This is a genomic window from Sphingobacterium detergens (assembly GCF_003610355.1).
GTDB lineage: Bacteria > Bacteroidota > Bacteroidia > Sphingobacteriales > Sphingobacteriaceae > Sphingobacterium > Sphingobacterium detergens.
Genome location: NZ_RAPY01000001.1, coordinates 1,524,941 through 1,548,676, shown reverse-complemented (window position 1 = coordinate 1,548,676; position 23,736 = coordinate 1,524,941). Strand labels below are relative to the sequence as shown.

Below are 23,736 nucleotides of genomic sequence, written 5' to 3'. Positions count from 1 at the left end.
TGTATGTTTGTCTAGTAATGACAATGCAACAGGAAAATATTAGGGAAGAAATTATTCTTTCTTCGATGAAAGTGTTTGAAACTTATGGCTTTACGCGGGTTTCAATGCAGGATATTTCTAAAGCCTGTGGTAAGGGACGTAGTACACTGTACTACTATTTTACGAGCAAGATGGACGTTTTTGACGCGATAGCCGAATATTTATGTCAGCAGGTATTTACAATAGCCAAAGAAAGTTATAGCCGGGAAGCTTCTCTAGAGGATAATTTGGTCGGTTTTCTAAGGGCTAAATTGCGTCAGATCAATTTGATTACGAAACGTTTTCACTTGGCTTTTGAGGATATGAAATCCGACCCGGCCTTGATGGTCTCCAAGACACGTCATATGTTGGATGATGAAATAGAATTGATCCGTGATATGATCGGAATCGCTGTTGCCAAAGGGGAAATTCAGTTTCTTGAAGAAAAGGATATGCTGTTTCTCTCAGAGATGTTGGTAACGACATCCCGTTGTTTTGAGCAGGAAGTATTGCTTTTTGATCGGTTTCCTGACTTTGAAGCACGGCTTGCCTGGTTGACTAGTATATGTGTAAAGGGGTTAAAATAAGCTGATTTTAGACGTTTTCGGGCCCCAGTAAATAGATGAGCATTTGCTCGTTTTTTTAGCGATAGATTTCGACATAAATACAAAATATGTCTATTTGAATAGCTGTTTGTTTTGATGTGACAATTGGAATGTCTAACGAAAATACGAAATAACATGATATTAAATGCAAAAATAGGAAGGGTACGAAGGACGTTAACTGCGCAAAAATATGTGCTCGTGTTGGTTGAAACGGATGAGCATATACGTCCAGAGTCTACCGGGTTGTTGAATTCGGAGTTTGATTGTTATCTACTCGTGCATCAGGAAATCGAACGACTGGATGAATTGGCGCTTGCATTAGAAAATACGAATAAAGAAGTTCGATTGGCTCGAAATTTTAATGAATTGAAGGACAAAGGGATTTTGATTGACCAGTTAAACCAAATTACTGTTAAGATATTGAAATAAATCTATTATGTATAAAGTTGTTTACTCCCTATCACGCAAATTGAAATGGAAGGCAAGTGAGCTCTATCATTTCCTATATCAGAGTTTTCCAGAGATCAAGAATATTGATTTATTGTTGGATGACCGGCAGTTTTTACTTGTTGTTAAAATTAATAGCCGTTTAGAATTTTCAATTTTAAATATTTGTCAGCAACGGGGAATTACCATGCAATTTGTCCAGGTGGAAGATGTAGACTGAAGATCTGCGACCATCCGGTTCAATGCATTATTATAACGCATAAATTCACATGTCCTAGTTTTCAATTCGGCCGATGAAGAAGTATAAATATGAGGTGTTCACTTCCAAAATCGAGGAAAACATCAAAAACGGAATATTAAAAGCAGGTGACAGGTTACCTTCTATTCGGCAGATAAAACAAGAATATGGTTTAAGTACGAGCTCAGTCCAGAGTGGATTCGATGATCTCCTGTTTAAAGGACTGGCGACGAGTTTCCCCCGTTCCGGTTATTGTGTCGCTGTGGGGACAAAAAACGTAAATGATGAAACGCTGGTTACATTAAATCTTACTCCCAGAAATGCTGTATTCAGAGACAACATCAGTCTAACCTCTTATCGAAAACAACATGCTGAGACTGCTTTTTTTAATGCTGCAACACCCTCAGATCTGTTTGTACCACAGAAATTGGTACTACGAACCATGCAACAGATCATTCGCGAAAAATCAGCAGCACTATTGCGGTATTATCCCAGTAATGGGAGTGATGAGCTAAGAGAACTGATTGTACGACGTTCGGCACAACATGGGGCAGCCATCAGCATGGATGAACTACTGATTACTGATGGCGCATTGCAGGCTTTCTATATTGCCTTAGCCATCACTACCGAACCCAATGATATTGTGGCCATAGAGAGCCCCTGTGTTTTTTCTATGCTGGAGGTCATTGCCAGTCTACGTTTGAGAACCATCGAAATTCCCGTTCGTGGAGAGGGGGGCTTAGATACAGAATACCTTAAAAATGCCTGTAGTAAGAATAATATTAAGGTGATCGTTGTGACGCCAAATTTTCATAATCCGACAGGAATTTTAATGTCTGGGGAGACGAAGCACGCGGTATATGAAATTGCTCATTTTCATCATATCCCAATTATTGAAAACGATATTTATGGCGATCTCTATTTCAGCCATTCCCGACCTACAACTATTCGGAATCTCGATAACGAGGGTCTTGTGCTTACTTTTTCGTCATTCGCGAAAACCATTGCCCCTGGAATCCGTTTGGGTTGGCTAGCTCCTGGAAAATTTTTTGAAAAAGCTGAACGATTGAAATTTTCGCTTGGGAGATCGGTCTCACCGCTCAATCAGGAGCTTATCACAAAATTGTTGAATACATCGAGCTACGATAGGCATCTCCGAATATTTCGGCAGCAACTAAAAAAGCAGGCATTACAGTTGGTAGAGCAAATCAATCGCTGTTTTCCCGCAGAGAGTCATACCTATACACCCGCTGGGGGATATAGTCTATGGACCAGATTACCGGCAACGATCGATATGCAATTGTTCTATGATAACTGTGCTAAATCTGGTGCCTACTTTGCACCAGGAGCAATTTTTTCCTTTACAGATGCTTATGATCATTGCTTTAGAACTGTTTTCTCCCAACGTATTGCAGACATACATCTTGAAACGATAGCAAACATTGGAGACCTCCTTAAAAAGGAACTGTACTGATCTATTCTTCATAATCTGAACCGGGAATCCCTGAGCTGGAGCCTGTAAATTTGTGTTTTAATAATGTGATATGAATTTACAAACGAAATTTACCATTGCGTCAGAGGAGGGATTGAAACTGTTGTTCCTATTGAAAAAGGAACAGATCCATCGTATGTATGACAACCAGGTCGACTCAAAAGATCTTAACAATTATCTTGATATACAATTGAATAATCAAAGAGCGGCAGACGAACTCAACAATTTGAGTACACAGCTGATCAGCGTTTTCGCCGACGCTGAACCTGCAGGCTATGCTAGGATTAAGCAATCGCCTGTTCCTGAGCTATTAAAGGGTATGAAAACGATCCATTATGCCGACTTTTACATTCGAGATCAATATGATAATCAGGCGATAAGGGAGTGCCTATGGAAGAAATGTCAATCGGTTACGAACTTTTACAACGCATGCTGGATCGAATTGCTGCAAACAGACCCGCTCGTTCCTTTTTTTGAAGATTGTGGGTTTAGCATCGAGCAGCAATCTCTTCTGGAACCTTTTGGAAAGAAATCCTATATCATGATATGGAAGCGGAACTGATTAAAAATCATGATGAACTCAGTTCATCATGATTTTTTGCATATTATCTATAAATAGTTGAATTTTACTTCAGGATATGGAACAACGTCTCATGACAAACAAAAGTCGGTGGTATTCAAAGCGGTATTTACAGGAGTTTATACTGTTTACCGCCATGTTTTTGTTGACGATGCTCCATGAATGGATGAAAATTGATACCATTATCGATTTTATCAAAGGCCTGGTATTTTTTAGCCTATTGTATATGCAGGCACAGTTGCACCGTCACTTCTTTTTCTCATTCTTCATGAAGAAAAAGTATTTTGTATATGTGATCGGTGCTGTTTTTTCAACGTTAACTGGAGCAGCACTCTTGGTTGTGGTTAATTATTTTTGGATCGATACTGCCTATTATGAAAGAGGGGAGATATCCGTATCCCAAGATTTTGTCTACCAAATTATGCTATGTGTGATAAGTACATTTACAATGCTCTCTTTTTTCCTCTTGCGCCAATATGCCAATGAGGTTGAGAAAAGAAATGAAGCACAGTTGATGCTAAGTGAGATTAATGTGAAATATTTACACGCACAGCTAAATCCCCATTTTTTCTTTAATATGTTCAACAACCTTTATGGAGTGAGCTTAACTGAGCCATCCCGTACACCGGAACTGATCTTGAAACTATCGGAATTGATGCGGTACCAGTTGGAAAATGCCAATAGAGATACGATAAGCCTAAAAGAGGAAGTTGATTTTATCGCTAATTACGTTGCTATGGAGAAGGAACGCGTTGGCAAACGCTGTGCGATAAGGTATGTGGTAGCAGGGGAGGACGATGAATTGAATCGCTATAGTATTGCACCATTACTTTTGATCACATTGATTGAAAATGCCTTTAAACATAGTCTTACGAACGAAAGGAGATGGTATGTGGATATCTTTATTACTTTTAGCGATGGTTCATTGACCGTGGATATCAAAAATTCGTTGGCAGATAAACTATTGAAAAATAATTCCACAGGTCTCGGGTTAGCGAATACCCGCCAACGTTTGGCCCTGCTTTATCCGACACGATATAAGTTGCGTTGTTTAGAAATAGCGCATGATTACCATACTTTTTTAACATTAAATTTAAAATCTTCTGCATATGAATGAGCGTTTGAGGTGCATTGTGGTTGACGATGAAGAAGGGGCGCATCTAGTCCTTCATCATTATATCAAGGATATCAAAAAATTGGATCTAAAAGCTTCATTCTATCATCCCGTTGAAGCAATGGATTATATGTATGATCATGAAGTTGATCTTATTTTTTTGGATATCAATATGCCCGGATTGAATGGCTTGGAGATGTTAAGAGCACTGTCTAATCCCCCTCTTGTAATTTTAACAACAGCATATAAAGAATATGCTTTGGAAAGTTATGAATATAGGGTGGTCGATTACCTGGTGAAACCTTTTGACATCAGGCGGTTTATGTCAGCGATTGACAACGTTTTCTCCAGATATCCATCAGTCAAACCTACAATATTGGATCATCCTGTCGTGCTTGCCACTGCAGCAGCCTCCTCTGTAGTCGTTAAAGTGGATGGTGATTTTGTGCGGATTATGTGTAAAGACATCATATATATCCAAAGCTGGGGCAATTATGTTAAGATTTTCACCACATCGGGATCCTTTGTGAGTTCACTAACGACGGCTGAAATGGAACAAAAGTTAGACAAAGATCTTTTTATGCGAATACATAAATCACATATTGTCTCACTGGAGCGTGTCAGTAAAATTTCAGGCGGTTCGGCCGAGTTAGATTCTGGGGAAAAATTGCCAATTGGATCAACTTACCGACGGGAGCTTCTGCTGTATTTCCAAAAGTAGTATTGAAACTTCAATATATTGTATGCTGATACAGAGTCTGATCAGATTATTTTTCAAACATTGCTGTTCTAAACTAAACTTTTTTGATTACCAAGGGTTATTTTTAACGAAACAATTCATCATAGATCATTTATTTTAATATGAGTACATTTTCAATAAAAGCTTTCGGAACCGAGGCTCCGACGGCAGACTTAAAGCAACTGGAGGTACAACGTCGTGCGGTAACGGCGAAAGATGTAGAAATTGATATTCTATACTGTGGTGTTTGTCACTCTGACTTACATACGGCACGTAATGAATGGGGCGGAACAATTTACCCCAATGTTCCCGGTCATGAGATCGTGGGACGGATTACAAAAGTAGGCTCCGATGTAACGAAATTTAAAGTAGGCGATCTTGCCGGTGTTGGCTGCATGGTTGACAGTTGCCGTGAATGCGAGAGTTGTAAAGAGGGGTTGGAGCAATATTGTGAGAATGGAAATATCCAAACATACAATGGTCATGATAAGCATTTGGACAAACAGACCTTTGGCGGATATTCGGAGCGTGTCGTGGTGGATCAGGATTTTGTCTTACATGTTCCCGAAAATCTGGATTTAGCAGCGACTGCACCGCTACTTTGTGCAGGTATCACAACGTATTCGCCCTTGCGGCATTGGAAGGTTGGTCCTGGGCAAAAAGTAGGCATCGTGGGCATTGGTGGTTTGGGACATATGGGGGTGAAAATAGCCAAAGCAATGGGCGCACATGTCGTCGTGATCACAACTTCTGCAAGTAAAGTAGAAGATGCCAAACGCCTGGGCGCGGATGAAGTCATTTTGTCTACCGATCAGGAGCAGATGAAAAAAAATGCTGGTACTTTGCATTTTATTTTGGATTGTGTCTCCGCGCAACACGATATCAACGCCTACTTGAGCCTATTGAAACGCGATGGCTCACTGACACTTGTCGGTGCTCCTGAACATCCTCTGCCAGTAGCTCCATTTAGCTTAATCCCTACACGTAAAAGTTTCTCCGGATCGATGATCGGTGGTATTGCCGAAACGCAAGAAATGCTGGATTTCTGTGGAAAGCATAATATCACTTCAGATATAGAATTAATACGTATGCAGGATATCAATCAGGCTTACGACAGATTGTTAAAGAGCGATGTAAAATATCGTTTTGTTATCGATATGGATAGTTTAAAAAATAATTAAAATCAGTTCGGACAAGGCTAAATCAAGAGAACATGCTTTCAGTTTAGTATAGGTTTAGCTTTGTCTGATCAGCGTTTTTTCTTGGGATTTATTTTTGGTGTTATCAAATTAAAAAGATGGGGCTCGGCAGAAGTTGATCGAGTTACCTCTATTTTTATGGAGAAAAGTAAAGTTGTGGTGTTTTGGTTCCGTCGGGACCTTCGGTTGGAAGACAATGTAGGACTATCTCAGGCATTGGGGACAGGGCTTCCTGTGTTGCCGATATTTATATTCGATGAAGATATTTTAGGGCGATTGGAAGATAAGTTGGACCGACGTGTAGATTATATCCATCAGGCTCTTGATGGAATAAATAAAAAACTAAGGGAATATGGGGCTACTTTAACGAGCTTTCATGGTAGTCCTTTGGCAATTTTTAAAACATTGCATGAGCAATACAATATTCAGAAAGTCTATTGTAATAGCGATTACGAACCTAAAGCGATCCGACGGGATCGGACGATCGCTGAATTTTTCAAAGCTGCTGGAATTCCATTTAATGCTGTAAAAGATCAGGTTATTTTTGACAAGCATGAAATCTTGAAAAATGATGGTACACCCTATACCGTTTATACACCCTATGCAAAAAGATGGCGGGAGAAATTAACGGCAGAATATTGTCAATTCACTGATCAAATAGATGGGCATTTTTTTCAGCAGACATACGCACCAATAATCCCCTTGGAAAAAATAGGGTTTAAAAAGACAGATTTGACTTTTGAACCACCACAACTGAATGCAGCGATTATTAATACCTACGATAAATACCGTGATTACCCTGCCTTAGAGGGGACGACCAACTTGGGTATTGCGCTTCGTTTTGGAACAATTAGTATTCGTCGCTGTGTTGCTTTTGCAAAACAGCATAATGAGGTCTGGCTGTCTGAACTGATCTGGCGGGAGTTTTTTATGCAGATCTTATTTCATTTTCCGAATGTGGTCAACGAATCCTTTAAAAAGAAATACGATGATATCCAGTGGCGCAACGATGAAACAGAGTTTGAACGTTGGTGTCAAGGAAAAACAGGCTACCCTTTGGTCGATGCAGGTATGCGGCAATTGAACTATACTGGTTATATGCATAATCGTGTTCGTATGGTTGCAGCGAGTTTTCTATGCAAACATTTATTGATTGATTGGCGATGGGGAGAGGCCTATTTTGCGCAAAAGCTCAACGATTATGATTTATCTGCGAATAACGGGAATTGGCAGTGGGCAGCAGGGAGTGGTTGCGATGCGGCCCCGTATTTTAGGGTGTTTAACCCGATTATTCAGGCCGAAAAATTTGATAAAAAACAAGAATATAGTAGACAATGGATTCCCGAACTTGGGACAACAGATTATCCCGAACCTATTATAGCGCATCCAATTGCCAGAGAACGTGCGCTAAAAACTTATGCAGCAGCATTGAAGTAAGCGACGGATAATGATAAATCAATCCCACCATACCTGATCGGCCGAGGTGGGATTGATCTATCCAATAGTAGATTTTTTATTGATCCAAAAAAGCAGCAACAAAGGCGTCGAATGCTTGTGGGTTTTCAGCTTGTACCCAGTGTCCCGCATTTGGTATTGTTTCAAAGCTAACATCTGGAAATTGCTCCTTGATTTTGATTTTATCTTCAGGAAGAATGTAGCGCGATTTTTCGCCTGCTAAAAAAAGGGTAGGACCAGCATAAATTCCCGCTTTTACACCTATTGTAATGAAATCTGCATATTTCCGTTGCAGAACATCCAGGTTGAAACGCCAACCCAATTTACGGTCTTCTTTAATATAGACGTTTTTTAACAAAAATTGAATTACTCCGGGATCATCAAGGTAGCTTTCGAGTTTTGTCTGTACATCTTTTCGGTTGTCCATACTATTGATATCAACCGCACAAAGGGCATTGAAGATATCTTCATGATGTGGTGGATAAGCCTTGGGAGCTATATCTGCGATGATCAATTTTTCAACCTGTGCCGGATGCTCAATGGCAAATTGCATAGCAACTTTACCGCCGAGAGAATGGCCCAATAATAAGACTTTTTCTGCAGCAATTGAAGCAATATAGGCGCCTAGGTCCTCAACCATTTCCTCAACGGACATGCCGTCACTGTGAAAACTTCGACCATGATTGCGCAGGTCAAGTAAATGTATCTGTCTTTTTTCTCCAAAGCTACGGCCAAAAGATCCCCAGTTGTCCGCCATACCAAAAAGGCCATGCAGAACAACAAGCGGTGTACCACCGTTTTCTGCGCCGTATATTTTGCTGTGTAGTAATTCTTTCACGATATTTCTCTCCTTTAAACGAATTGAAGTGGCTTTGTAAGGGCCATTCTCGATGGCTAAGATAGCTAAAACATCCCTTCTTATCAAAATGGTAGTGTCGATGATCTATTTGGTAGTGCCTTCCGTGGTTGACAAGTTAATTTTGTAGTAACGAAAACATAATAATAGATAACACATGAATACTACAGCGTTAATTGTCATAGACATTCAAAATGAATATTTTGAAAATGGCGGAATGGAACTTGTAAACCCAATTGCCGCAAGCGTAAATGCCGGAAAAATAATTGGACATTTTAGAGAAATAAAAGCGCCGATTATCCATATTCAGCATATTTCTCCTGATCCTACGAAAATGCCATTTTTTATAGCGGGTACGGTTGCTGCTGAGATCCATCCAAACGTTAGACCACTGCTGGGAGAGAAAGTGATCCAAAAACACTTTCCAAATAGTTTTAGGGAAACCGAACTTTTTGATTATCTGAAAGCCAATCAAATTACTGAACTTGTTGTTGTTGGCATGATGACGCACATGTGCATTGATGCCACGACGCGGGCTGCGGTTGATTTTGGTTTCCCATGTACAGTAATAGGGGATGCCTGTGCAACACGTGACCTGGAAATTAACGGTGTTACGGTCAAAGCTGACGATGTGCATCACGCCTTTCTTGCCGCATTGGAATTCTTCTATGCGCAGATTCAGACGACGGAAACCTACCTCGCAAAAAACTAGCTATTCTAAAACTGGAGCGGTATAGCATTGGAATTTTAAGCTGACAGTGTATGGCAACATTGCTATACACTGTCAGCTTTTTTTGTAATTACTGTGAGTAACCGGCTAGGGACACGCCGTAATAGACCTTTTACCGTAATTCCTGGATAAATGCACTGATGGTCTTGCCCGTCTGCGCCTTAAAAAAACGCATCAGGTGATTAGGCTCGGAAAAATTCAGTTCAAAAGCAATTTCACTGATAGATTTGTCTGAATGTATCAATAAATCCTGCACTTCAAATAACAATCGCTGTTTGAGTAATTGTGTTGCCGTGGTATTGAATTGTGCTTTAACGGCATGATTCAGTGTGATGCGACTGATGCCCATCAATACCGTATATTCGTTGATCCGCTGTTTCTGTTGAATATGCTGTTCGAGTAACATCCTGAACTGATAAGCAAAATTATTCTCGGGTTTTTGCAAAGAAAGTCCATTCAACCGGGCATATTTTCGATTCAAGGTCTGTAGCAAATAATAGAGCAAAGAGCGTATAATATGTGCACTGTCTGCCTCTGTCTGAACAAGCTCCGATTTTATTTCCGCAAGCAGTGTGTAAAATTTAGATAGATGGATATCATCTGCAGCTATTTTTACTGTATGGTGCAACTGATAGAAATACAGCAATCGATACGTAAAAAGCTTATCTGCGAAAAACTCATTGAGAAAATCTTCCTGAAAAATCAATGTGGTGAATTCCAGATGCGTAGGGTCCAGTTCCCAGGTATGTTTCTGAAAGGCAGAAATAAAGATAATGTTGTTGTCCGTTAATTCGATGACTTCCTGTCCCAATCGTAAACGTCCCTTAGCCTTTTTGAAAAATAAAATTTCAAAAAAATCTTTATGATAGGTCTCGCGATGGGTATAGTCTGTTTCCTGTTGATTTAATACGTTTAATAGAAATTCAACGCCACATTCACCTTTATGGAATTTTATCGTTCTCAATAGCAGTATACTTTATCAATCAAAAGTACTAATCTTAGGGCTAAATATAGCGCTATATGTACAATCTTGCATTAACATAACCGGACGACTGGATGCCTTATCATTCATTTAACAGTTCGGATAAAAATATTTTTCTAAAATAATTGAGAGATTTATGCGAAATGTGATTTTCGTCACTTTTTTATTGAAAGATTTGATTTACCTTTATGATATAATCAAATAGGCAAAACTTAAATATTGATATTCATCCCACTTGAATACTTATTAAAAGGTACATTACATTTCTTGTCCTTAAAAAAGGAACTATTTGATTGATATTGGAAAGATTGAATAGCCATATTAAAATATATTATTTGGGGGTTTTCTCGTCAAGAGAGGCCCCTTATATTTTTTATAGCCTTCAATTTAGCATCTGATATACTTCTGAAAGATGCTGAAAGCAGCGCTTGTCGGGCGCGATGCGGTTAAACAAATCTTTTTATTTCTTTTTTGTCAAATTCCAAATCAGGACTGTGATATGATTTTTTACACTTTTTAATCGATTATTTTTGATTGCTTCAATAGAAGTTATTTTAAGGTTAACGCAACATAATGAAAAAAAAGGAGTACGTCATTTCGCTAAAAATGGAGGATATGACGCGTGAGCTGCTGTTTCCACAGCGTAGCAAGGAATACATGGTGCTAGAGTCTACAAGTGACAATATGCAAATACAGCGCAATTGCCATTATCGTGCTTCTTTTTTTGGAGTGCTGTTGGCTGAGGAGGGTATTTCCTATTATCGGGTGGGAGACTATGAATATGAGCTTCAAAAAGGTGATATTCTTTTTTGTGTTCCGCAGGAGGTTTTTAAAGTCATTTACTTTTCCGCCGACATCAAGCAAAAACAAATTTTCTTTTCTACAGATATGCTATCAGATGCCGGCTTTAATTATCGCTCAAATGATATGTTAAAGAACTTCTCGAATAATCCTTCTTATATCATTCGTGGCGAACAACACCTCTACAAACGATTGGCATTTTATATAAAGGAACTTGCTTATCTCAACGATTTTAAGAATCCGGTCTATTATAGTAATGAGATGATCTGGCATTACTTTTCCTTGTTGATGTATGATATCGAAAATTATTCCAAAAATTTTCGGCAGCAGGCCAGTTTTTCTTCCCGGGAAGAAGAGATTACAAGCGCTTTTTTTGCGCTTGTACGGGAATATTATGTCGAACATCACGATGTTCAGTTTTACGCAGATCGCCTATTTGTCAGTAGAAAATATCTCACGAAGGTAGTCAAGAAAGCAATGTTGCGTACACCCAAAGAGATTATCAACCAGATCTTGCTTATTGAAGCGAAGATTCTCTTAAAGAATTCTGCGAATAACGTTGGTCAGGTGGCCTGTTTGCTAAACTTTTCAGATCAAACGGTCTTTAGTAAGTTCTTCAAAAAACATACCGAAAGAAATCCAAGTGACTACAAAATGGATGACCTTTTCTAGGTCATTTTTATCATTTCAATCCTTGCTCAAATGAAGGTGCTTTTCCTATCTATAAAAGGAAAAGCACCTTTGTTTTTTGTTATCCGGTCTATACGCTTTTGGCGTCTTTTAAACAAATTTTGGCGTCTTTGCGCCGAATTCAGACATCGGTTTTTTTGGACTTTTGCTACACATAAAAATAAAAGCAAAATCCATTATGAAGCAAAACGTCGTTAAAAAGCGCGCCACGAACTTGTTTATTGCGCTGGTATTGTTATCCAGTTGTTCAGGTAAACAACAGGATGGCGGATATCAGCAAGGACCTGCAGAGGTTCTTTTTGGCACTGTAACAACAGGCGATGCAACGATCCGAAATGAGTATGCAAGTGCCATAGAAGGCGTGTCCAATATAGAAATACGACCACAGGTGACCGGTTATCTCCAAAAGATATTTGTGGATGAAGGTGACTACGTCCGTGCCGGACAGGCGCTATTTAAAATTGAAGATCGGATCTTTCAGGAGCAGTTAACAAATGCGCGGGCGGCCTTGTCTGTTGCCGAATCTAATTTATTGACCGCCAAAATTGAGCTGGATCGAAAAACTGAGCTGACCAAAAACCGTATCGTTTCGGATATTCAGATGCAGGAAGCTCAGGCAAGTTATGCCGCCGCAAAAGCATCAGTAGCGCAGGCGAGATCAGCTATCGCCTCAGCACAGATCAATCTGGACTTTTCAGTCATCAAGTCGCCCGTGAATGGGTATATCGGACGTTTCAACTACCGTCTGGGAAGTTTGCTGTCTGCCTCAAATCAAGATGCCATTACAGTCGTTTCTGACAACCATCAAGTGTATGCCTATTTTAGCTTGAGTGAGAACGATTTTGTACGATTTCAGCGCGAACATACAGGAAATACGGTTGCGGAGAAATTGAAAAATGCAGCACCCGTTGCACTGTTACTTTCGGATGGAGAGGAGTATCATACCAAAGGGAGAATAGATGCCGTTGAAGGTCAGTTCAATAAAAATACGGGCTCCATTACTTTGCGTGCAAAATTTGATAACCCTCGCGCAGAGCTGCGCAGCGGCAACACAGGCAAAATTGTGATGTATCAACAATTGAAAGAAATGCCCCTGTTACCTATTGCATCCACAGTATCTTACCAAGACAAAGTCTTTGCCTATGCTGTCGATAAAGAAAATAAAGTCGTACAGATACCTGTAGCTATTTCTGGGAAATCTGAAGATAATTTTATTATTCGCGAAGGATTAAAACAGGGAGACCGTTATATCGCTCAAGGATTCGAACGCCTACAACCGGGAATGCCGGTTGTCGCGCAAAAGCAAACTCAAAACAAAAAATAAAACAGCAATTCATGTTAAAAAAAATAATTAAACGACCAGTATTGGCCACCGTGATTTCTGTCTTATTGGTCATTCTTGGTGTGGTCGGTATGCTCAGCTTGCCCATTACCAAATTTCCGGATATTGCACCACCGACCGTTATGGTGACCGCTGTATATCCCGGTGCAAATGCCGAAACAATTGCACGGTCTGTCGCGCCACCCATAGAAAATGCCATCAATGGCGTCGAAAATATGGATTATATTTCGTCGACAGCGAGTAATGATGGTACATTAAATATTACTGTAATCTTCAAGTTGGGAACAGATCCGGATCAGGCCGCCATCAATGTCCAGAACCGTGTAGCCCAGGTTACTAATCAGTTGCCTGCAGAAGTTATTCAAAGCGGGATCACGACCTTAAAACGTCAAAATAGTATGATCGCGATGGTCACCCTAACCAGTAAAGATGGTACAATGGACGACCTTTTCCTGGAAAACTACAGCAAGATCAACGTTGTTCCCGAACTTAAGCGTATCAAAGGAGTAGGGGACGCGATGGTATATGGCAATAAGGATTACGCCATGCGCGTATGGTTGGACCCCAGCAAACTCAATACATATAACTTGACACCGGGTGATGTATCACGTGCCATCCAGTCCCAAAACCTGGAAGCCGCGCCTGGCCGGTTCGGTGAACAGAGTACCGAGGTAAAGGAATATGTGATGCGTTATAAAGGAAAATTCACCGAACCGCAGCAATACGAAAATATTGTTATCAGGGCCCAAAATGATGGTTCGGTATTACGTCTGAAAGATGTTGCCAAGGTCGAATTTGCAGCTTATAGCTATACCGTGGCATCCAACTATAACAAGAAACCTGCAGTGACCATGGCTATTTTTCAGATGAGTGGATCGAATGCCAATGAGGTACAAATCGCACTGCAAAAGCGAATGGAAGAATTGGAGAAGTCTTTTCCGGGAACCATGGAATATAAGATACCTTATGCAACCAAGGAATCGCTGGATCAGTCCATTGATCAGGTCATCAAAACCCTGATTGAAGCCTTTATTTTGGTATTTATCGTCGTCTTTATCTTTTTGCAAGATTTCCGTTCTACCTTAATTCCGGCCATCGCTGTACCTGTATCAATTGTAGGGACATTTTTCTTCATGAAAATATTTGGGTTTTCAATCAATATATTGACGCTTTTCGCCCTTGTCCTCGCGATTGGTATAGTCGTGGATGACGCCATTGTTGTTGTAGAGGCCGTACACGCCAAAATGGAACGACGGAAACTAAATGCCAAAGCGGCGACGATGTCAGCGATGGGGGAAATTTCGGGTGCTATTGTTTCGATTACCTTGGTGATGTCAGCTGTGTTTGTACCGGTCGCATTTATGGACGGTTCTACAGGTTTATTTTATCAACAATTTGCGCTGACATTGGCTATCGCAATTGTCATCTCAGCGGTGAATGCCTTGACACTTAGTCCGGCTTTATGTGCGATTCTTTTGAAATCTCATGCAACCCATTCCGACGAAAATCATAAGGCGACATTCAAGGAACGCTTTTTCACCGGATTTAATGCCGCCTTTGATAAACTTACTTTTCGCTATGGAAGGGCAATTTTAATGATGATCAAACGCAAGTGGATCGCATTTTCGCTTTTGGCAGTATTTGGCGGATTGTTTGCCTGGTACACGATGAATACACCTAAGGGGTTTATCCCTGATGAGGATCAGTCATTTATCATTGTGACCGCCAATTTGGCCGCTGGAACATCAAAAGACCGGACAACAGTGTTGATGTCAGATACCGAAAACAAGTTAATGGCTCATCCCGCTGTTCGTGAAGTAATCTCCGTGAATGGGTTAAGCCTGTTCACTGGAGCAATGTCATCTGCCGCCGGTACGTTCTTTATTCGCCTGAAAGCTGAAAAAGAAAGGGGCAAAGTGAGTAATCTCGGGGCCGTTATGGGTGAGCTACAGGGGATACTGGGACAAGATAAGCGGGCCAACTTTCTAGTTTTAAATACACCTACAGTAGATGGTTTTGGTAATTCGAGTGGAATGGAACTGGTTCTACAGGACCGAACGAATGCGGAATTGCAAAAGTTAGGCAATATATCCTATGGCATGATGGGCGCTTTGATGCAACGGCCGGAGATTGCGATGGCCTTTACCACATTTGATGTTTCCTACCCCCAATATGAGGTCGTCGTAGATGAAGCGAAGGCAGCACAACTTGGTGTAGCTGTTAGTGATGTACTCGGTGTTATGCAGGGATATTATGGCAGTATACAGGCTTCGGACTTCAATCGTTTTGGCAAATATTACCGTGTACTGGTTCAGGCGACGGCAGAAACCAGAACCAACGAACAATCCTTACAAGGGGTTTTTGTGAAAAATAGCCGACAAGAAATGATTCCGATCAGTACCTTGGTACGGGTTCAACCGGTTACCGGACCCGAGGTTGTAGAACGGTTCAACCTATTCAACGCGTCAAACCTTACTGTAATGCCGGCTCCGGGTTATAGTACCGGGCAAGCCATGTCAGCCATACAGGAGGTGGCCAAACAGTTGCTTCCACCGGGGTATACCTTCGATTATAAGGGCATGAGTCGTGAAGAAAGCATGGCGACATCGCAAACGACAGTCATTTTTGTGCTCTGTATTGTATTTGTTTACTTCTTGTTATCTGCTCAATATGAAAGCTACATATTACCATTCTCCGTATTGCTGTCCATTCCGGTGGGACTTTCCGGCGTATTTATGGGCATTGGTATGGCAGGTATAGCAAACAATATCTATGTGCAGATCGCGATGGTGATGCTCATTGGGCTATTGGCAAAAAACGGGATATTGATTGTGGAGTTTTCGAGTCAGCGCCGAAAAGCGGGAAAAAGCTTGATTGCTGCTGCGGTGGAAGGTGCAAAAGCACGACTAAGACCTATTTTAATGACCTCATTGGCTTTTATTACAGGGATCGTACCACTCGTTTTTGTGGTGGGACCTTCGGCAATGGGGAACCATTCCATTGGTTATGCCGCTATTTTCGGCATGCTGGTGGGTACGGTATTGGGGATATTCCTTACACCGGTACTCTTTGTGGTATTTCAGTATTTCCACGAAAGATTGAATGGACGCGAGTTGGATGAAAGTGAATGGGACTACTAATTAATGATCAGATAAAATGAAACAGATAAAAAGAAATTGCTGGTATAGTGTAGTCTTTCTGACAACGGTAATAGGGGCGAATGCCTGCCGTGTACCACACTATACCGGAACGGAAATGAAACCGATTGATCATTTCCGAAATCAGGACGAGCATGAAGCTGATAGTAGTATCGCGAAGATCTCCTATCGTGATTTTTTTAAAGATGAGATGCTTGTTGCGTTACTGGATAGCGCATTGAAGAAAAATAATGATTTGAAAGTCGCCCTAAAGCAGATCGAATTTGCTTCAGAAGGGTATAAGCAATCCAAGTGGCTGAATGTGCCACTTGTAAATGCGAATCTTGCCAATGTGGGAATTAACCGTCCTTCGGGCAACAGTATGAATGGTATGATGGCCAGTCAATTTATGGGTCAAAAATATACCATGGATTATACCTCCTCAATTCAGATTTCCTGGGAAGCTGATATTTGGGGTAAATTAAATGGGCAAAAACAGGAGAGTTTGGTAGATCTTCTCAAAACTCAGGAAGCTGTCCGCGCGATCAAAACACGTTTGGTCGCTGAGGTTGTTCAAGGCTACTACAACCTACTGCTGTTGGACCGGCAGCTGGAAATATCACAGCGCAATTTAGCCTTTGCAGATAGCACCCTATTTATCCTTAATAAACAGGTCGAGTTGGGGCTAGCAAATATCTTGTCGGTACAACAACAGGAAGTGACACGGGATCAGATTGCCAAACGGATTCCAGCCTTAGAGGCGGGCATTCAGGTGCAGGAAAATGCGTTGAGCATTTTGGTTGGAGAAGTGCCGGGGCCAGTAAAAAGGACCATGCGATTGGATCAGGTGGAGTCATCGGCAAATCTCTCACTGGGTGTCCCTGCAAACCTGTTGAGCTATCGGCCAGATCTGCGCAGCAGCGAATTGGATATCCGGCGGAGCCTGGCCACAATACATGTCGCACGGGCAAGTATGTATCCAAATTTAAATATCACTGCACAGGGAGGGTTAAATGCATTTAAAGCAAATAATTGGTTCAATCTACCAGGGTCACTGTTTGCCGCTGCAACTGGGACAATTGTACAGCCCATTCTGAACGGCAGGCAATTAAAGACACGTTTTGAGCAGTCAAAAATCGCAAAGGATCAAATGGAATTGAATTTCAAACAGACCATGTTAAAAGCCGTTGGTGAAGTGTCTGATGCACTGATTCAGATTGATAAACTGGGGGAACAACTGGAGACATCCAACTTGCAGGTAGAGCGTTCGGACAAGCTGGTTCAAAATGCAATGCTGCTTTACAAATTTAATGAGGCAACCTATCTGGAAGTGATCGTCGCGCAGACCAATAGGCTGCAGGCCGAATTGGATCAGGCGACAGTGAAAGCACAAAAAATTAATGCCATAACATCCCTTTACCGTGCCTTGGGAGGCGGATGGCTCTAATCTCACGATCTTAATACTCGAAATGAAAACAACAAACATGCTGATTCTGATCAATCCAAGTCAAAGCAGCGAGAAAACTGAAAAGATGGCTGCCGCGCTTCGCGCCGATCGGTTTATACTTATTGATGATGATCTGGATTTTGCAGATCATCTGGCACTAATACTTGAAAAAAGAAAGCAAAAAGTGATCATCATGCAGCACTTGGAAGGATTGAATCAGCTGTTTTGTCATGTAGAACATTCATCTTATCGCATTGCTGTTGAATGCTATGGGGTAAAATTAGGAATAGCTAGGTAATCAAGGTAGGATTTATATTGAATAATTATGATGCGTTATATACAATTATTTGCAGTAGGGAGAGGAGTACTATCACGTAGGAAAGAACTGGAGACACATATCTTTTTGCTCGTTCCGACTGTGATATCCATTTCCTTTGATCTCGATGATAAGTTATTTACCATGGTGGTCAAATCAACAAAAAAGGTGGATGAATTGATTCTTCGTTTGATGGAGCAAAAACAGTTGAAGATAAGTCTTTTAGATTTTATGGAGAGACCAGTGTAAAAAGAGTTCCCTATAAAGGTAATTTATCCCGAAGAGGTATCGTCTGAGACAGTAAAAGACAATAGCTCTTCGGGTATAATTTCCTAACAGAAAATACCATTTTCTGCCGTTAAAATAATTGGAGCACCATCGGTAATCATGATGGTATGTTCATGTTGCGCCATGTATCCACCTTTGTCACCGACCATCGTCCAGCCATCATTTAATTCCGTTGCATAGGTAGATGTTGTCGAGATAAAGGTTTCGATCGCAACAATTGAATTTTTTCTAAACCGCCTTTGATCAAATTTGTTCCTATAATTGAGCAGTTCATCTGGATCTTCGTGTAAACTGCGTCCGATACCATGGCCACCGAGATTCTTGATCACTTTATAGCCTCTCTTTTTTGCTTCCGTTTCCATCAGTTGGCCAATGTCCGCAATTTTAACACCACCACGTATATTTTTTATCGTTTTTTGAAGTATTTCCTTTGAAGCGTCCACCAATTTTTGATGATGATGAATATCCGTACCGATCACAAAAGAAGCCCCATTGTCAGCCCAAAAACCATCCAGTTCCGCCGATACATCAATATTGATAAGTTCTCCTTCCTGTAACAAGCGATCCGCAGACGGAACACCGTGGCAAAACTCGTTATCTACACTGATACAGGTCCAACCCGGAAAGTTATAGGTCAGCGCTGGTGCTGATTTTGCGCCAAATTGTTCTAATATCTTCGCCCCGTACTCATCCAATTCTTTGGTTGACATGCCCACCTTAGCATAGTCGCACATCGCTTTAAGCGTCTGGGCAACTGCCGCACTCGCTTTTTGCATTCCGGTCAATTCGTTCTCGTTGGTAATAGACATCCTGCTTTTTGTATTTGCTTGTTCAATTAAAGATATACAAAGGTCTTAAAAAAAATAGATAATCCGATAAAGAAAAGCAGGTGACGGTCCGGCTCAGACTTTTGCGAGTTTTGGTATAATAAAGGTCTACTTTCGTATAAAATCCCCGCCAGTGAAAGCCTGAAATAATAGATTTGTGAAAATCCCGGATAAATATAAACCGGGGAGAAGGTGGATACAATTTTAAATTTACAAAATGAAAGCAAAGCAGATATTAATTTTTAAAAGCTCTGTGCGAACAAAAGAGAAGAAGACATTCCTGATGCAGTTGTTAAAGCTCCACCTGCCACAGGTACAGTCGGCGACCTTGGATCTGGATGACGAAGACGCTATATTTCGGGTAGAAACAGAAGAATGTTCCGTCGATCTACTGACTGCTTTGCTGCACAAGCATGGTATAAAAGTGGATTTTCTAGATCGCTTTGTACTGGCCTAATCCTATTCAAAGCACAGTACAGACGATCTTACAATAACCCGCCTGTATATTGCTTAAAAAACTGCTCGCGATAAATCTCGCCAATCGGGATTTCGAACTTGTCAATGTATATCGTATGGTTGTCAAAAGAATCAATAAAAGACAAATTGATCAAATAGGATTTGCTAACCCGAACAAATATATGAGCCGGTAGTTTTTGATGCATTGTTTTTAGATTCATTGCTGTAATAAGTTTATTGGTGCGCGTATAAATAACGACATAATCTTTGAGCGCCTCAATAAATCGAATATCGCCAAATAAGATCTTATAGTATTTTCGATCCGATTTGATAAATACAGCATCTTCATTCGCATCTTCAAAGGTGCTTTGATTTTCCTTTAAATTGAGCAGATTTTTATAGGTCAGCGCTTTATCAATAGCCTTGGCCAGGCGATCTTTTTTGATAGGTTTAAGGAGGTAGTCGAGTGCATCCAACTCAAAACCCCTCAACGCATACTGTGTATAGGCTGTTGTTAGTATCACCAGTACATCTTTAGGTAAGGATTGCGCAAAATCCAATCCATTGACCGTAGGCATCTCGATATCGAGAAAAATGAGATCCACAGATTTGGTCGTGAGGTATTCCATAGCAGATAAGGCATTGGAAAACTCGCCTATAATTTCTATAGCTGAAATTTCTTCGACCAGATTTCTCATTTCTTCCCTTGCTAAGGGCTCATCATCTACAATGATACAATTCATAATGGAATTTTTAATTTCACCTGATACAGCAGGTCATTTTTTGATATTGTAAGTTCGTAATTATCACCATACAGCAAATCCAGCCGTCGTTTGGCATTGACTAATCCCAGTCCACCATACTTAGAACGTGTATTCGAAAGATCTGGATCGATCGAATTTTCACATTCGAAACAAAGTTGTTCATCTGTCTGCGTAAAATGAATGGTAATAAACGTATGCTCGTCGCGTAAGTTCACGCTATGTTTGATTGCATTCTCAATAAAGGCAGTAAAAAGATGTGGCGGCAGAAAAATACTTTGCTTTTCTAATTCCGCTGCGCAGGACAATGAAGTTCTCAAGTTATCCCGACGTATTTCCTCCAGTTTTAGAAAATTGAAAATAAAGTTTATTTCGGATTTTAAAAGCGTTTTATCTGTATCGTTTTCATAGAGCTGATAGCGCAAAAAATCGGAAAGTTTGATAATAACCTCGGTGGCCATACTGGGGTCTTTCCGAATTAATGCCTTCACATTGTTGAGCATGTTAAACAAAAAATGTGGCTGAATTTGATTCTTTAACGCATTTAACTCCGTTGTCAACGCCAAGTTTTTTAGATCTGAAATTCGTTTATTGTCCTCGATCCAACGCTTAAAGAGCTTAAAAGTAGTGGTGGTCAGGATAATGGGAATACAGATAAATAAACCGCTGACAAAACCCATGGTATTGGTTCGTTGCCTTTCGATGGTCGGGATATGGATACTAAAAATATATATCGCAATCTGCATGACCACGAGTAGGCTCGCTGTCACCAGGAGAATGAGTAAGATGGTATAGATCTCATATTTTCCCTTGAAAAAATACTGCGGGATCAATACATACATATTGATATAAAACATGGCAACGAAAACTGTCCAGAGTGCCAAAGAGAAGTAGGTTTTATAGTTACCCAGAAATTGGTTATTTGTATTGGCATTGGCAAAAAGAATAAGCAGGCCAACCAAAAACAGGCCATGCCGTAAAAGTCTGAATTTCTTTTCCGTTAAGTAGCGTAAAATAATACGATTGTTGCAGTCTTGCATATTGATCTGGATTACTGACCCTAATTCAGCAAAAGTAATTTTTTTTGTTTCAAAATGGCTTTCTTTTATACGAACACCGCTTTTTTTTATACTAAAGTAAATGCAATAGCGTGGCTCGGTAAAGGCCGGTTTAACAGCGTTTGTTTTTGTATAAAATATTGCCCCTTTTGTATAAAAAAATAAATGGGCGTATCCAATTGATCTATTCTTGTAACAAGCTAAAGCTCAGCTCGGATTTCCAAAAGAGCAGTTTTCGCAGAGTATTTAATTGAAAAAGAATAGATAGACAAAAACAAATATCCAAATGAAAAAGAGTTTCGTGTTGTTTGGGAGCTTTGCCCTGATATGCAGCGCTTCCGCACAGACCAAAGACAGTATTCCCCAAAAAGTACAGGCCATTGTTGCTGACAAATTTCCCGCAGCGAGAGTACTCAATCTAAGTTATGAATACAATGGCGGCTACAAATATTCATCCAATGCTAAGGGGGCTGCCAGTACCCAAGGTAAGGTGGAATCATTCCATCAGGCTGGTGGGAGTTTAAATATCAATTTTTTAAACCGGCGTAACTGGGCTTTGGGTACTAGCCTTGGATATCAGTATACCGCATTGAATCTACAAGAATCCAATTTAAGCGCAGAACCTTTAAAAATGCGTACACAGGATTTCCATTACCATTATGAATCACTTAATTTTTCTTACTTCTCAAAACTATTTGGAAAAACGGTTATTTACTCAGCCAGCATCATGACAGATGGAAGTGATAAGGGGATTGAACGGCTGCGTGGAATGTTGACCGGTACGTGGGTACTCAAAGCAACAAAGGATGTACAAATGACAATTGGCCTGCTTGGATTTGTTGATCCAGGAGCAATTATTCCCTTTGTCCCCACGTTTACCTATAAGCAGCAATATCGCGATGGATGGATGGTTGATGTGTTATTGCCAAAAGGTGCTTTTGTGCGGAAAACGATGTTGCGGAATGGGCGTCTTTCCTTAGGGGCAGACCTCAACACAACGACATTCTATCTCTATGATTTTTGGGGATCGGATAAAGTGTATACTTTAAGTCAGCTAGAGATCAACTCAGGATTGACCTACGAACATAATTTGGGAAGATCATTTATAGCAACAGTCAAATCAGGTATGAAGGCTATTCCTAGGTCACGCATATTTGAAAAAAGTGAACGTCAAAATAATTATGTTTGGGAAGCTTCTGCAGATCCATCTTTTTACCTGAACGTCGGACTTTCTTTTAATCCTTTTGCGAAAAAAAGACGTTAATAGAACGGTCACTAATCATCAGAAATGTCTGAAAGATTAACTTTATTAGAATCCAAAAACGATTTTGGCATTAAATTCGTTTCTATGTTTGAACATTTAAATAGTTGCTATATTTATCATGTAATATAAAAATTAAAAATATGGACAATCGTTCACACACTATTTCCAGATTTAATTTTTTTTATCAAATTTATAAGAGATAACAACCTAATATTAGGACGTTGAAAAATAAAATAAACAGTAAATAAATAAAAGAAAATGGCATTATTAGAAACACTTGAATGGCGTTATGCAACCAAAAAATACGATTCAACAAAGAAAGTTGATCAAAATGACGTAGACAAAATTATCGAAGCGGCCCGTATGGCACCGAGTTCCTCTGGTTTACAGCCGTTTCGTGTTGTGCTGATCACGGATCAACAGTTGAAAGAGCAGATTGTACCTGTTGCTTGGGGGCAGCAAATTATTGCGGAAAGCTCACATCTTCTGGTTTTTGCGGCATGGGATAAATACACCGACGAACGCATTGATGCAACTTTTGATCATATGAACAATCACAGGGGTCTGCCGTTGGATACAACTGATGAATACAAAAACAGGTTGAAAGAGATGTTTGCTGCACTTACTGAAGAACAGCAGGCGGCACATGCTGCTAAACAAGCTTATATTTCTTTTGGAATGGCTATTGCACAAGCGGCAGAATTGAAAGTAGATGCCACACCAATGGAGGGATTTTCTAACGGTGAATTGGATAAATTACTGGGCTTGGATAAAAGAGGATTAAAGAGTGTTGTTTTGCTACCACTAGGTTACCGCCTGGGTGAGGAGGATTGGTTGTTGAAATTGAAGAAATTTAGATTGCCGAAAGACGAGTTTTTGATTCAACTACCGTAA

24 protein-coding genes are annotated in these 23,736 nt (G+C 40.4%); 19 read left to right on the top strand and 5 right to left on the bottom strand.

The window, feature by feature from the left end:
• The first annotated feature begins 17 nt into the window (after nucleotides 1-17).
• The 9 genes from DFQ12_RS06695 to DFQ12_RS06655 all read left to right on the top strand — a co-directional run bounded on the left by DFQ12_RS06695 (nucleotide 18) and on the right by DFQ12_RS06655 (nucleotide 7,869).
• On the top strand, nucleotides 18-605 hold the full coding sequence (locus tag DFQ12_RS06695; protein ID WP_120258185.1) for a TetR family transcriptional regulator: 588 nt from the start codon (nucleotides 18-20) through the stop codon (nucleotides 603-605).
• Between the two features lie 153 nt (nucleotides 606-758).
• On the top strand, nucleotides 759-1,052 hold the full coding sequence (locus DFQ12_RS06690; RefSeq protein ID WP_120258184.1) for a hypothetical protein: 294 nt from the start codon (nucleotides 759-761) through the stop codon (nucleotides 1,050-1,052).
• A 7-nt stretch (nucleotides 1,053-1,059) separates the two neighbouring features.
• Entirely contained in the window at nucleotides 1,060-1,290 is a 231-nt protein-coding gene (locus DFQ12_RS06685; RefSeq protein ID WP_120258183.1) for a hypothetical protein, read from the top strand.
• Nucleotides 1,291-1,363: 73 nt separating this feature from the next.
• Nucleotides 1,364-2,782: an aminotransferase-like domain-containing protein gene (locus DFQ12_RS06680; protein ID WP_120258182.1), complete on the top strand. Its 1,419-nt coding sequence runs from the start codon at nucleotides 1,364-1,366 to the stop codon at nucleotides 2,780-2,782.
• 70 nt (nucleotides 2,783-2,852) lie between these two features.
• Nucleotides 2,853-3,362 carry a GNAT family N-acetyltransferase gene (locus DFQ12_RS06675; protein ID WP_120258181.1) on the top strand — a complete coding sequence of 170 codons (510 nt, stop codon included), beginning with the start codon at nucleotides 2,853-2,855 and terminating at the stop codon, nucleotides 3,360-3,362.
• 76 nt (nucleotides 3,363-3,438) lie between these two features.
• Nucleotides 3,439-4,497 (top strand): sensor histidine kinase, encoded by a 1,059-nt coding sequence (locus DFQ12_RS06670; RefSeq protein ID WP_208642449.1) that lies wholly within the window; start codon nucleotides 3,439-3,441, stop codon nucleotides 4,495-4,497.
• Complete coding sequence (locus DFQ12_RS06665; protein ID WP_120258180.1) at nucleotides 4,490-5,215, top strand: LytR/AlgR family response regulator transcription factor; 726 nt, start codon at nucleotides 4,490-4,492, stop codon at nucleotides 5,213-5,215. The genes DFQ12_RS06670 and DFQ12_RS06665 overlap by 8 nt, the downstream gene beginning before the upstream one ends.
• A gap of 140 nt (nucleotides 5,216-5,355) precedes the next feature.
• Nucleotides 5,356-6,414, top strand: a complete 1,059-nt coding sequence (locus DFQ12_RS06660) for an NAD(P)-dependent alcohol dehydrogenase (protein ID WP_120258179.1) — start codon at nucleotides 5,356-5,358, stop codon at nucleotides 6,412-6,414.
• 156 nt (nucleotides 6,415-6,570) lie between these two features.
• Nucleotides 6,571-7,869 carry a cryptochrome/photolyase family protein gene (locus DFQ12_RS06655; protein ID WP_120259258.1) on the top strand — a complete coding sequence of 433 codons (1,299 nt, stop codon included), beginning with the start codon at nucleotides 6,571-6,573 and terminating at the stop codon, nucleotides 7,867-7,869.
• 76 nt (nucleotides 7,870-7,945) lie between these two features.
• Here the strand turns inward: DFQ12_RS06655 and DFQ12_RS06650 are convergent, their stop codons facing one another.
• On the bottom strand, nucleotides 7,946-8,725 hold the full coding sequence (locus DFQ12_RS06650; RefSeq protein WP_208642448.1) for an alpha/beta fold hydrolase: 780 nt from the start codon (nucleotides 8,723-8,725) through the stop codon (nucleotides 7,946-7,948).
• A 175-nt stretch (nucleotides 8,726-8,900) separates the two neighbouring features.
• Between DFQ12_RS06650 and DFQ12_RS06645 the strand changes: the two genes are divergently transcribed.
• Nucleotides 8,901-9,455, top strand: a complete 555-nt coding sequence (locus DFQ12_RS06645) for a cysteine hydrolase family protein (RefSeq protein ID WP_120258178.1) — start codon at nucleotides 8,901-8,903, stop codon at nucleotides 9,453-9,455.
• Nucleotides 9,456-9,585: 130 nt separating this feature from the next.
• Here DFQ12_RS06645 and DFQ12_RS06640 read toward each other — a convergent pair whose 3' ends face one another.
• A complete protein-coding gene (locus DFQ12_RS06640) occupies nucleotides 9,586-10,437 on the bottom strand; it encodes a helix-turn-helix domain-containing protein (RefSeq protein WP_120258177.1) in 852 nt (283 codons plus the stop codon).
• Nucleotides 10,438-11,028: 591 nt separating this feature from the next.
• Here DFQ12_RS06640 and DFQ12_RS06635 point away from each other — a divergent pair.
• The 6 genes from DFQ12_RS06635 to DFQ12_RS06605 all read left to right on the top strand — a co-directional run bounded on the left by DFQ12_RS06635 (nucleotide 11,029) and on the right by DFQ12_RS06605 (nucleotide 18,437).
• A complete protein-coding gene (locus DFQ12_RS06635; RefSeq protein ID WP_120258176.1) occupies nucleotides 11,029-11,928 on the top strand; it encodes a helix-turn-helix transcriptional regulator in 900 nt (299 codons plus the stop codon).
• Nucleotides 11,929-12,124: 196 nt separating this feature from the next.
• Nucleotides 12,125-13,270, top strand: a complete 1,146-nt coding sequence (locus DFQ12_RS06625) for an efflux RND transporter periplasmic adaptor subunit (protein ID WP_120258174.1) — start codon at nucleotides 12,125-12,127, stop codon at nucleotides 13,268-13,270.
• Between the two features lie 11 nt (nucleotides 13,271-13,281).
• Nucleotides 13,282-16,428, top strand: coding sequence for an efflux RND transporter permease subunit (locus DFQ12_RS06620; RefSeq protein WP_120258173.1), 3,147 nt, complete (start codon nucleotides 13,282-13,284; stop codon nucleotides 16,426-16,428).
• Between the two features lie 16 nt (nucleotides 16,429-16,444).
• Nucleotides 16,445-17,872, top strand: coding sequence for a TolC family protein (locus DFQ12_RS06615; RefSeq protein ID WP_120258172.1), 1,428 nt, complete (start codon nucleotides 16,445-16,447; stop codon nucleotides 17,870-17,872).
• A 22-nt stretch (nucleotides 17,873-17,894) separates the two neighbouring features.
• Nucleotides 17,895-18,170 carry a hypothetical protein gene (locus DFQ12_RS06610; protein WP_120258171.1) on the top strand — a complete coding sequence of 92 codons (276 nt, stop codon included), beginning with the start codon at nucleotides 17,895-17,897 and terminating at the stop codon, nucleotides 18,168-18,170.
• Nucleotides 18,171-18,197: 27 nt separating this feature from the next.
• On the top strand, nucleotides 18,198-18,437 hold the full coding sequence (locus DFQ12_RS06605; protein ID WP_147420342.1) for a hypothetical protein: 240 nt from the start codon (nucleotides 18,198-18,200) through the stop codon (nucleotides 18,435-18,437).
• An 83-nt stretch (nucleotides 18,438-18,520) separates the two neighbouring features.
• Here DFQ12_RS06605 and map read toward each other — a convergent pair whose 3' ends face one another.
• Nucleotides 18,521-19,285, bottom strand: a complete 765-nt coding sequence (gene map, locus DFQ12_RS06600) for a type I methionyl aminopeptidase (RefSeq protein WP_120258169.1) — start codon at nucleotides 19,283-19,285, stop codon at nucleotides 18,521-18,523.
• Between the two features lie 235 nt (nucleotides 19,286-19,520).
• Here map and DFQ12_RS06595 point away from each other — a divergent pair, with 235 nt between their 5' ends.
• The gene (locus DFQ12_RS06595) at nucleotides 19,521-19,760 is read left to right on the top strand and encodes a hypothetical protein (RefSeq protein WP_120258168.1); all 240 of its coding nucleotides are present in this window, start codon (nucleotides 19,521-19,523) and stop codon (nucleotides 19,758-19,760) included.
• A gap of 28 nt (nucleotides 19,761-19,788) precedes the next feature.
• Here DFQ12_RS06595 and DFQ12_RS06590 read toward each other — a convergent pair whose 3' ends face one another.
• Both DFQ12_RS06590 and DFQ12_RS06585 read right to left on the bottom strand, forming a co-directional pair.
• On the bottom strand, nucleotides 19,789-20,502 hold the full coding sequence (locus DFQ12_RS06590) for a LytR/AlgR family response regulator transcription factor (protein WP_120258167.1): 714 nt from the start codon (nucleotides 20,500-20,502) through the stop codon (nucleotides 19,789-19,791).
• Nucleotides 20,499-21,560, bottom strand: coding sequence for a sensor histidine kinase (locus tag DFQ12_RS06585; RefSeq protein ID WP_120258166.1), 1,062 nt, complete (start codon nucleotides 21,558-21,560; stop codon nucleotides 20,499-20,501). The genes DFQ12_RS06590 and DFQ12_RS06585 overlap by 4 nt, the downstream gene beginning before the upstream one ends.
• A gap of 304 nt (nucleotides 21,561-21,864) precedes the next feature.
• Here DFQ12_RS06585 and DFQ12_RS06580 point away from each other — a divergent pair, with 304 nt between their 5' ends.
• Nucleotides 21,865-22,842: a DUF6268 family outer membrane beta-barrel protein gene (locus DFQ12_RS06580; protein WP_120258165.1), complete on the top strand. Its 978-nt coding sequence runs from the start codon at nucleotides 21,865-21,867 to the stop codon at nucleotides 22,840-22,842.
• A 258-nt stretch (nucleotides 22,843-23,100) separates the two neighbouring features.
• Nucleotides 23,101-23,736 (top strand): nitroreductase family protein, encoded by a 636-nt coding sequence (locus tag DFQ12_RS06575; protein ID WP_120258164.1) that lies wholly within the window; start codon nucleotides 23,101-23,103, stop codon nucleotides 23,734-23,736.